Source organism: Syntrophorhabdales bacterium (genome assembly GCA_035541455.1).
Taxonomy (GTDB): Bacteria; Desulfobacterota; Syntrophorhabdia; order Syntrophorhabdales; family WCHB1-27; genus JADGQN01.
This window is the reverse complement of sequence record DATKNH010000081.1, coordinates 1-10,548: the sequence shown is the minus strand read 5'-3', so window position 1 is coordinate 10,548 and position 10,548 is coordinate 1. Positions and strand designations below refer to the sequence as shown.

Sequence of the window (10,548 nt, the reverse complement as noted above, 5' to 3'; positions counted from 1 at the left end):
TACCGAGAGCCTCTGCTGCGGCATGGGCGGCGGCAGGGTCTGGGCAGAGACGGAAAAGCATGAGCGCTTCTCCAACCTGAGAGTGGAACAGGCGCTCTCCCTCGGCGCAGAGGAGCTGGTGACTGCCTGTCCTTACTGCGTTACGGCGCTGGAGGACTCCAGGCTCGTGCTCAACCATGCGGATGATATACAGGTGAAGGATATAACGGAGATAGTGCAGGAAGTGATGTAGGAAACGAAGAAACGTGACGAGGGCATAGAAACGTGGAAAAACAACTAGCCGAAAAAGAAGAAGTTGAGCAGCTTCCCGAGAGTCTACCAGAGAGCCGTACCGGTGACGTCATGGTTGTCGGCGCGGGTATCAGCGGCATCCAGGCCGCCCTCGATCTGGCTGAGACAGGGCTGAAGGTGTACCTGGTTGAAAAATCACCCGCTCTCGGCGGCCATATGGCCCAGCTCGACAAGACCTTTCCCACCAATGACTGTTCCATGTGCATTGAATCTCCGAAATTCATTGAATGCAGCAGGCACCCCAATATAGAAATCCTGACCTATACCGAGGTTGAAAGGGTGGAAGGGGAAGCGGGCGAATTCAACGTCACCCTGGTTGAGAAGCCCCGGTACATTGATGCGGAGCAGTGCACGGGCTGCGGTGTCTGTGTAGAGTACTGTCCGGTCAAGGTCGAGGACGAGTACAATCAGAATTTATCGTTGAACAAAGCTGTCCACATATATTTTTCCCAGGCGGTTCCTCTTGTCACCTACATAGACCGGGAAAAATGCTCTTTCCTTAAGGAGGAGAGATGTCAGATCTGCGCGGGTGTGTGCAAGAACAGCGCTATTGACCTTTACCAGAAACCGCGCAGAATGGAACTAGAGGTGGGAGCGATAATTCTGTCTCCCGGCTTTGATGTGTTCGATCCCAAGCTTCGGAACGACTATGGCTACGGAACCATGGAAAACGTGGTCACCAGTCTCGATTACGAACGGATACTCTGCGCCACCGGACCATACGAAGGTGAGATACGGCGTACTTCAGACAAAAAGCATCCCCACAAAATAGCCTGGATCCAGTGTGTCGGATCCCGGCAGGTGATTGAAGGAGGCAACAGCTATTGTTCGGCAGTGTGCTGCGCCTATACCCAAAAACAGGTCATTCTGACAAAAGACCATGACGCAGACGCTGAATGCACGATATTCCATAACGACGTTCGCGCGTTCGGCAAGGATTTCGAACGATTCTACCAGAGGACAGAGAACCTTCCCGGCGTCCGCTTCATACGAAGCTATGTCTCAATCGGCAACGAGAACCCGGAGAATAAGAACGTCTCAATCCGGTACTCGACATATGAAGACGGGGTAAAGGAAGAGGAGTTCGATCTTGTTGTTTTGTCCGTAGGCCTGAACCCGCCGGAGGATGCGAAGAAGATGGCCGACACGTTCGGCATTGAACTGACCCCTCAAGGGTTCTGCAAAACTAATCCCGTCAATCCGATCGAGACCTCACGTCCCGGAATTTTTATGAGCGGAGCTTTCCAGGGTCCTATTGATATTCCCGAATCGGTTATGAGCGCCAGCGGTGCTGAAGCGCTGTGCGGTCAACTGCTTGCTTACAGGCGAGGAGATCTGGCGTTGGCGAGGGAATATCCCGAGGAGCGAGATGTGACCGGGGAGAATCCCCGGGTAGGCGTCTTCGTCTGTCATTGCGGCGCTAACATCGGGAGGGTGGTAAACGTTCCCTCGGTGGTAGAATACGCCAAAGGATTGAAAAATGTGGTCCACGCACAGGAAGCACTTTTTGCCTGCTCCACAGACACTGCCAAGAGAATAGCTACGACAATCCGCGAGAAGGGACTCAATCGGGTGGTGGTCGCGGCCTGCACGCCGCGTACGCACGAACCGCTGTTTAGAGACACGCTCCGGGAAGGTGGAATCAACCCGTACTTCTTTGACATGGCCAATATCAGGGAGCATTGCTCCTGGGTACATTCCCGGGAACCAGCCCTTGCAACCGAGAAAGCAAAAGATATTGTCCGCATGACCGTGGCCCGCTCCACTCTCTCAAAGCCCCTCAAGGAACTTGAAGTCTCTGTGGACAAGAGAGCCCTGGTCATCGGAGGAGGGGTGGCCGGTATGACCAGTGCCATGAGTCTGGCGGGTCAGGGATTCGAGGTCTACCTGTTGGAAAAAGAATCGGACCTTGGAGGCATGGCCAGAAGAATTTATTATACGCTGGAGGGTCTGGATGTTCAGACATATCTCCATGATCTTGTCCGCAAGGTCTATAAACACCCGGCAATCCACGTGATTACCGATGCAGCCATCACTGAGGTCTCCGGCTATGTGGGAAACTTTACGACCACAGTGAAGGCCGATTGGATGACGAAAGAGATTCATCATGGCATAGTCATCCTCGCAGTCGGTGCAGAAGAATATAAGCCCAGCGAGTATCTGTGCGGAAAAGACGACAGGGTAATGACCCAGCTGGAACTGGAGGAGAAGATCGCCGATGACGACGAAAAGGTGATCAACTCACAAAGCCTGGTGATGATACAGTGTGTCGGCTGCAGGGATGAAGAGAGAAACTATTGCAGCCGGATATGCTGCGGCCATGCGATAAAGAATGCGCTGAAGCTGAAGGAAAAAAATCCCGACATGGATATGTATGTTCTTTTCCGCGACATGAGGACCTATGGCCTCAAAGAGGATTACTACCGCGAAGCTGCAAACAAAGGCGTAAGGTTTATCCGCTACGAGCCGCAGGACAAACCGCAGGTGAAAGCGGGAAAAGCGGAGGATGGTCGTTCTGTTCTCAAAGTCACAGTAACCGATCCTGTTCTGGGAAAGCAACTCGAACTGGATGCTGATACGCTGGTTCTGTCAGCCGCCACGATTCCTTCAGGGTCAATTCAGGAACTGTCCAAACTGTTCAAAGCGCCCCTCAACCCTGACGGTTTCTTCCAGGAAGCCCACGCAAAATTAAGACCTGTTGACTTTGCATCAAGCGGGGTCTTCCTTTGCGGTACAGCGCACTATCCCAAGCACATATCGGAAGCCGTCAGCCAGGCGTATGGCGCTGCAGGAAGGGCAGCAACGATTCTGTCCAAGGATAAGCTGGCGACTGATGCGACAATCGCACAGATCATAGAAGACAAGTGTGTCGGCTGTCAGGGCTGCATAGAGGTATGCCCCTACGGCGCTATTTCGTATGACGAGAAAAAGGAAAAATGTTTCGTCAACCCCATTCTGTGCAAAGGCTGCGGAGGATGTGCGGCAACCTGCCCTTCCGCGAGCATACGACTGGAAGGGTTCCGGCACGATCAGATATACGCACAGCTGGATGAGGCCTTTGCGTAGGATAGGTACTTGGAGAGGAAAGCAATGGGGAAGGAAGCCACGAGCCAAGCCATGAACCCTGAGAAATTTGAACCCAAGATCATAGCCTTTTTGTGCAACTGGTGCAGTTATGCGGGAGCCGATCTGGCCGGCGTGAGCAGGATGCAATATCCCCCGAGCACGCGAACAGTCAGGGTCATGTGCACGGGCACAATCTCGCCTCACCATATTCTGAAGGCATTCCAGAAAGGAGCTGACGGCGTCATCGTTGCCGGGTGTCACATAGGGGATTGCCATTACCTGAAGGGCAACTATATGACCATCAAACGAGTGGCTATATTGCAGGAGCTTATGAAATTCACCGGCCTTCAAGAGGAGCGGTTATTTCTGAATTGGGTTTCGGCGGCAGAAGGCGTGAGATTCGCTGAGATGGTCCGTACCTTTACCGACAAGATAAAGGAATTGGGGCCGTCACATTTGAAGACATCGTATTGATAGGACTCTGAGGTAAGAGAATCATGGAGCCAATGGCGGAAAAAGTAAAAGAGTTACTGAACGAAGGCAGGATTACAGGGTTCGTGGGGCTGAGGAAACAACATAATCAGCCGGCCCCCCATCTCTTCACCAAAGAGAATATGGCAGACCTGGAGAATCTCGTCGTAGGGGATGTGCGGTATCCCTTGAACAAGGTGCTTCTCAAGCTGGCACATAGATTCCCCAAAGATCGCCTTGGAGTAATGGTGAGGGGTTGTGACGAAAGGGGATTGAACGAACTCTTCAAATGGAATCAGCTGAGCCGGGATCACGTAACTCCTGTAGGTATTGCCTGCCCCGCCGCTCTGGCTGAAGCGTGCGAGTGCTATAAGCCTTATCCCTCGGAATGGGTTGTGGGAGAAAAAACTGAGGGGATTTCCCATAGCAAGCGTTTGGAAAAAAATGAAACATTGACCCAGGAGAAACGGCTGCAGTATTGGTTGGGTCAGTTCAACAAGTGCATCAAATGTTACGGGTGCAGGGATGCATGTCCGATGTGTTTCTGCAAGGTCTGCAGCATTCAGGACAGGAACTTCATCCTTACGGGTAAACTCCCTCCTGAAAATCCGACCTTCCATCTGAGCCGCGCTGTGCACATGATAGGCCGCTGCATTGATTGCGGCCTCTGTGAAGAGGCGTGCCCTTCGGATATTCCCGTCCGGACGCTCTACAAAGAGGTTGGTAAAATCGTCGAGAATTTATTTGATTACAGGACGGGAGAAGATACCAAGGCAAAATCCCCTTTAAACCTTCTGGGGGAGCCTACGATGGACATCTCGGACGTTAACAAATAGATTTTCATGCGTTCCCCTATGGAAATCTATCTAGCGAGCACGGCGACCGGGTACCCGCAGCCGCTCAGCGGCTGGAGGGTGGAGGGGAGGCCCCACGTGGCTTGCCACTGGAGGGGGCGACGTGAGCCCCAATAATAGAACGTAAGAGGTAACAATGGACTACAAATCAGTTCTCACAACCTGCGGTTATTGCGGCTGCGGCTGCGGAATATACCTGGAAGTTATTGACGGGCAGGTGGTTGGGGCCATGCCCTGCAAGACCGATCAGGTTAGCCGGGGCAGCCTCTGCGTGAAAGGGTGGAACATCAACGAATTCATCCAGAGCAAGGATCGGCTCTCCAAACCGCTGCTGAAGAGCGATGGTCAATTCAACGAGGTAACGTGGGATAAGGCACTGCAGGTGACCGCGGATACGCTCAAGAAAATCAGGGATGAACATGGACCGGACAGTATCGGGTTCCTCTGTTCCGCCAAGTGCACCAACGAGGAGAATTACCTCTTTCAGAAACTGGCACGGGCAGTCTTCGGCACTAACAACGTCGATCACTGCGCTCGTCTCTGACACTCCTCAACGGTGGCCGGTCTGGCCGCCGCTTTCGGAAGTGGGGCGATGACCAACACTATTGACGAAATCGAAGGAGCCAAGTGCATCTTCGTCATCGGCTCCAACACGACGGAGGCCCACCCTCTCATAGGCACGCGCATTCTCAAGGCGAAAGAGAAAGGAGCCAGGCTCATTGTTGCAGACCCCATGAAGATTCACCTGGCGGCGCATGCCGACATTCACGTCCGTCAGAATCTGGGAACCGATGTGGCGCTCATCAACGGCATTATGAATGTCATCCTTGCAGAAGGATGGCACAACGCTGCTTTTGTCGAAGAGCGCACAGAAGGCTTTGAGGAATTTAAAAAGGCAGTAGAAGGATACACGCCGGAAAAGGTAGAAAAGATCACCGGCGTAAGCGCACAGGACGTGAGGCGGATAGCAGAAGCGTACGCGCGTTCAGAATCCTCGATGATCTTCTACGCCATGGGCATTACCCAGCACACAACAGGCGTTGATAATGTTAAGTCTCTGGCCAATCTCGCCCTGCTCTGCGGCCAGATCGGTCGCGAAAGCACGGGCGTGAACCCGCTGCGTGGTCAAAACAACGTTCAGGGAGCCTGCGACGTGGGTGGCCTGCCCAATGTATATACCGGCTATCAAGCGGTTACTGACGCAAGGAGCGCCGAGAAATTCGGAAAAGCCTGGAACGCCAAGCTCTCCACGCAAAATGGACTGACATTAACAGACATGTTAAAAGGAGCTTTGGAAGGCAAAATCAAGGCAATGTATATCCTCGGAGAAAACCCGATGGTAAGCGATCCCGATATCCAGCACGTGAGCGAAGCCCTGAAGGCGCTCGACTTCCTCGTGGTCCAGGATATTTTCATGACAGAGAGCGCCCGCCTTGCGAACGTGGTTCTTCCGGGAGTGAGCTTTGCTGAAAAGGATGGCACGTTCACCAACACCGAACGGAAAGTCAAACGGGTAAGAAAGGCCATCGAACCCCTGGGGGATTCGCGGCAGGATTGGGAGATTATCACCGAACTGTCGTCCCGGTTAGGTTATGAAATGAAGTATGCGGATCCTTCCCGGATAATGGAGGAGATTGCAGAGATCACTCCAAGCTACGGCGGTATCCACTATGATCGGATAGATCAGGATGGATTGCACTGGCCGTGCCTCAATCGCGAGCACGCTGGAACACCTTACCTGCATAAGAATCAGTTTACCCGCGGAAAGGGATTATTTCACGCTGTCGGCTACCTGCCGCCTGCAGAACTGCCGGACAAAGAGTATCCCTACATGTTGACTACGGGAAGAACGTACGTCCATTATCATACAGGCACCATGAGTCGCCGCTCACCTTCGCTCCATCAGGAAATGGAAGAAGGATACGTGGAAATCAATCCTCAAGAGGCAAAGAGGTTGAAGATCTCTCAGGGAGAGTGGATAAAGATCCGTTCCAGAAGGGGTGAAATCGAAATAAAGGCAGACCTCAGCGAACGGGTGGAGAGAACTACTGTCTACATACCGTTCCACTTTGCTGAGAGCGCTGCGAACGTATTGACCAACCCGGCACTGGATCCTGTAGCCAAGATCCCCGAGTATAAGGTGTGCGCCGTCAGTATTGAAAAGAGGGCATAGCTCCCGGAGATTACAGTTGCAGTCACTTCACGGTTTTTTGCACGCTGCTTCCTTGGCCCTCTGTTTCCCCTACGTTCGTCGGAGCGATGTCATTAGAGTATGAACCGCGGATTCAGAAGAGTTCCCGCAATCGATAAATGTTTCGCTATTCTGGATTTGCTTGCGCAGTCAAGTGAACCCATGGGCATCAGCGACATATCGGGAAAGCTTTCCCTTAACAAGAGCACGGTCTTTAACATCGGCCACACACTCAAAGACCTCAACATCCTCGAGCACAGGCAGGATGGAAAATTTGTGTTCGGTACCCGCTTTTATATATTGGGGAGCATAGCCGGAAAGCGATCGGCACTGATCCAGACCGTTCATCCCTACTTAGAAATGATCAATGAAAAAACGAAACTTTCAGCCTTCCTGGGCATCCGGTCCGATCGTCAGGCCATCCTTATAGACAAAGTGGATTCGGCCTACGGCCTCAAAGTTTCAACTGATGTAGGCATGCAGATGCCGATCCTCGCGGGCCCAGGCATCAAGGCCATGCTCTCGCAGCTCTCCGACGAGGAGATCGATGAGATCCTCGGCCGATCCGAACTCAGAAGGTATACACCCTACTCTATCACTGACAGGGAAGCCTATAAGGAAACGCTTCTGGAGGCGAGAAGAGACGGCATCGTCTACGACAAAGAGGGCTACGTCGAGGGTATGATCGGCTTTGCGGTTCCACTGAAAACAGGCTCCAAGGACGTGCAGGCCGCGATATGGGCAGTTGGCCTGACGCACCAGGTGCCGGAGTCTTCTATTCCCGAACTGACGGCCTTTCTCAAAGGCATTTCTGAAGAGATCAGTTACCGTTTAGAATCAATGGTCCAACAGAGGTGAGCTGTATGCAGCAAAATGAACGCCACACGCTCTTCTTCTTGACAGGCGTGTTGAAGTTTTGGTATACAAAAAGTGTAAGTGAAAATATGAACAATCTTTGCGGCGAAGAACCGGTTCGACTGCAAGGAAGAGAGAAGAAGAGGGGCCAACTATGAGGTATGCAGAGACAGGATTTAACCTGGAAATAGACCTTTCAACGGGAAACATTGAACGGGTGGAAACAGACCCGAGGCTGACCGAGCTTCACCTCGGAGGATTGGGCACCAGCACCAAGATTCTCTGGGACAGGGTTCCCCCTGAAAAGGAACCGTTTGCTCCGGAGAACCCGCTCATCTTCAGCACCGGCCTTCTGTGCGGCACGCCTGCAACCGGCGCTAATCGCACAATAGTTTCAGCCCTTTCTCCCCAAACGCTGTTGATGGGCTATTCAATGATGGGCGGATTCTTCGCTCCGGAACTGAAGTACGCCGGGTACGACAAGATAATCTTCCGTGGAAAATCCCCGGAGCTGGTCTACATATGGATACAGAACGACAAGGTGGAAATCCGGGATGCCTCTCATTTAAAGGGCATAGGTGCAGTTCAAACTGCGGAGATGATCAAAGAGGAACTGAAGGATCCCAACATCCAGGTGGCGGCCATCGGGCTGGCCGGTGAAAACCGAGTCTTCACCGCCTCTATCGAGCAGGGCCGTTCCAGCGCGAGCCGCCTCGGCCTGGGCGCAGTCATGGGAGACAAAGGAATAAAGGCCATCGCGGTCCGCGGCACAAAAGACATTAACCTGGCGCGACCGGCAGAATTCATTCAGCTGTGTAACGAGGTGCTTAAGTACATCAAGTTCAGAAATGAGAACCCGGTCCCCAATGTTATGACGATTCTGCAGGGCCTTGGTTCACCTCAGGAGATGCTCCACTTTGATGAGAAGTGGCACACTGAGAACTTTATGTGGGGAAACGCCCGCACGAGGAGAAAGGACTTCTGGAATCAGGAAGTCGAAAAGAAATGGAGAGACACTCAGGAACTGGTACGGACAAGATTGATAAGCTGCTACAACTGCCCCATGAAATGCGGCGCCATCATTTCCGTTCCTGGAATCTCGACCTACATGATGAAATGCTTCTCCAAGCTCACGTATACCATGGCAGCTTACTCCGATCTGGATTTCGGCTTCAGGATCGCTCAGCGCGCGACTGAGTATGGTGTGGACGGCTTCTCCACGCCGCAGATCATGGCCTTCGCCTTTGAGTTGAAGGAGGCCGGCATTCTGAGTGATGCTGACTTTGAAGGATGCCCGTCAGACAACGAAGGAAAATTCTACTGGTTACTCGACCGCATCGTGCGCCGCGAAGGCATAGGCGACATCCTGGCTGACGGTACGCACTGGGCAGCCCAGAAGATCGGCAAAGGCGCGGAGGAGTATGCGCACAACAACATCAAAAAACATGAGCAGCTGCCCCTCAAGCTCGGCATGCTTAACCCGGTCTACTTCCTCATGTACGCCACGGGCGAGAAGATAAACATCACACAGATCGAAGGCCAGTTCCCGCAAGCGCCCTTCATGACCATGGAGGAGCGGCAGGAATTCATAAGCGACTGGATCCAGGTTCCGGATGACAAGTTCAAGCAGATCGTCCTTGACTGGGAGCCCAGAGGAGAGCGCTCCAACCCCTATTTCCCGACCGTTGACATGTCCGTTGATATTGTTGACTGGCAGGAAATGATGCACTACATCGATGATGCGCTCGGCGTCTGCGCAGGCCTCTCGTCCTTCCCGTTGAAGCCTCCTTACCACATTCACAATTATCCAAAATTGATCTCGGCCGCAACAGGGATCGACATGGACGAGGAAGGCCTCAAGCAGGTATACCGGAGAAACCGGAGTTTCCTGAGAGCGTTCAACGTAAGGAAAGGCTTGAGAAGAGCGGACGAGAAACCACCGGAAGATCACTGGAAGAAGCGTTTCCCAGAACTCGAAGAAAAACTGCTTGATGCCTATTACAAGTTCAAGGGATGGAATAGCGACGGTATCCCCACAAAAGAGACGCTGGAGAATCTGGATCTGGGCTACGTTGCCGAAGATCTTGAAAAGAGAGGGATAATCAAAAATGGCCAAGATTAAAAAGAAAATCAAGACTATCAAGGTCGATCTTGACAAGTGTAATGGCTGCCGTGCATGCGAGGTGATCTGCTCTGCCTTCCACGCCAACCCCAAGTACAGTAGTAATAATCCCGAGCGCTCGCGCATCAGGATGGTTCGTCACCCGATCAAGGATGTGTATGTGCCTCTCTATGCCGGCGAATACACGCCCTCAGAATGCATGGGCAGAGACAAGTACGTAATAGATGGAAAAGAATACGATGAATGCGGTTTCTGCAGGGCTGCGTGCCCCTCCAGGACGCTCTTCCACGAACCCGACTCGGGTCTCCCTCTCAAGTGCGATATGTGCGAAGACGATCCGCCCCAGGAGAAACCGTTGTGCGTCCAGTGGTGCCTCAATGATGCGTTGATCTACGAGGAACGGGAAGAGGAAGTCGAGGAGCAGGAAGAACAACAGGATCTCGACATAGCCTTTGAGTCCCTGGTCGATAAATACGGCGCGCAGAAGGTAATGGATACTGTGGCACGACTGTCACAGAAGAATGAGACGTCAAGCTGAGAATAAGGAAATCATACCGTGGAAACCGTAGCCCCCTTTAAAGAAGTCATAGATGAGGTAAAAGAGAAAGGCGGAGACGCCGTCAAGTTCTGCTACCAGTGCGGCAAGTGCGACACGGTCTGCCCCTGGAACAGGGTACGGAAGTTCTCTATGCGCAAGC

8 protein-coding genes are annotated in these 10,548 nt (G+C 52.7%); all 8 read left to right on the top strand.

What is annotated here, in order from left to right; translation table 11 throughout:
• On the top strand, positions 1-232 hold a 232-nt coding region (locus tag VMT71_08290; GenBank protein ID HVN23957.1), incomplete at its 5' end, for a (Fe-S)-binding protein.
• 32 nt (positions 233-264) lie between these two features.
• Positions 265-3,357 (top strand): CoB--CoM heterodisulfide reductase iron-sulfur subunit A family protein, encoded by a 3,093-nt coding sequence (locus tag VMT71_08285; protein HVN23956.1) that lies wholly within the window; start codon positions 265-267, stop codon positions 3,355-3,357.
• A 51-nt stretch (positions 3,358-3,408) separates the two neighbouring features.
• A complete protein-coding gene (locus VMT71_08280; GenBank protein HVN23955.1) occupies positions 3,409-3,831 on the top strand; it encodes a hydrogenase iron-sulfur subunit in 423 nt (140 codons plus the stop codon).
• A gap of 32 nt (positions 3,832-3,863) precedes the next feature.
• Complete coding sequence (locus tag VMT71_08275; protein ID HVN23954.1) at positions 3,864-4,664, top strand: 4Fe-4S binding protein; 801 nt, start codon at positions 3,864-3,866, stop codon at positions 4,662-4,664.
• Positions 4,665-4,818: 154 nt separating this feature from the next.
• Entirely contained in the window at positions 4,819-6,855 is a 2,037-nt protein-coding gene (gene fdhF / locus VMT71_08270; GenBank protein ID HVN23953.1) for a formate dehydrogenase subunit alpha, read from the top strand.
• A gap of 99 nt (positions 6,856-6,954) precedes the next feature.
• Positions 6,955-7,731, top strand: a complete 777-nt coding sequence (locus tag VMT71_08265) for an IclR family transcriptional regulator (GenBank protein HVN23952.1) — start codon at positions 6,955-6,957, stop codon at positions 7,729-7,731.
• A gap of 151 nt (positions 7,732-7,882) precedes the next feature.
• Positions 7,883-9,850, top strand: a complete 1,968-nt coding sequence (locus tag VMT71_08260) for an aldehyde ferredoxin oxidoreductase N-terminal domain-containing protein (GenBank protein HVN23951.1) — start codon at positions 7,883-7,885, stop codon at positions 9,848-9,850.
• On the top strand, positions 9,837-10,388 hold the full coding sequence (locus VMT71_08255; GenBank protein HVN23950.1) for a hypothetical protein: 552 nt from the start codon (positions 9,837-9,839) through the stop codon (positions 10,386-10,388). Before VMT71_08260 ends, VMT71_08255 begins: the two co-directional genes overlap by 14 nt.
• The last annotated feature ends 160 nt before the right edge of the window (positions 10,389-10,548 follow it).

Bases quoted from the DNA above. Each gene is read 5' to 3' on its own strand.
- VMT71_08280 (HVN23955.1), top strand. From the start codon at position 3,409: ATGAACCCTGAGAAATTTGAACCCAAGATCATAGCCTTTTTGTGCAAC.
- VMT71_08275 (HVN23954.1), top strand. From the start codon at position 3,864: ATGGCGGAAAAAGTAAAAGAGTTACTGAACGAAGGCAGGATTACAGGG.
- VMT71_08265 (HVN23952.1), top strand. From the start codon at position 6,955: ATGAACCGCGGATTCAGAAGAGTTCCCGCAATCGATAAATGTTTCGCT.
- VMT71_08260 (HVN23951.1), top strand. From the start codon at position 7,883: ATGAGGTATGCAGAGACAGGATTTAACCTGGAAATAGACCTTTCAACG.
- VMT71_08255 (HVN23950.1), top strand. From the start codon at position 9,837: ATGGCCAAGATTAAAAAGAAAATCAAGACTATCAAGGTCGATCTTGAC.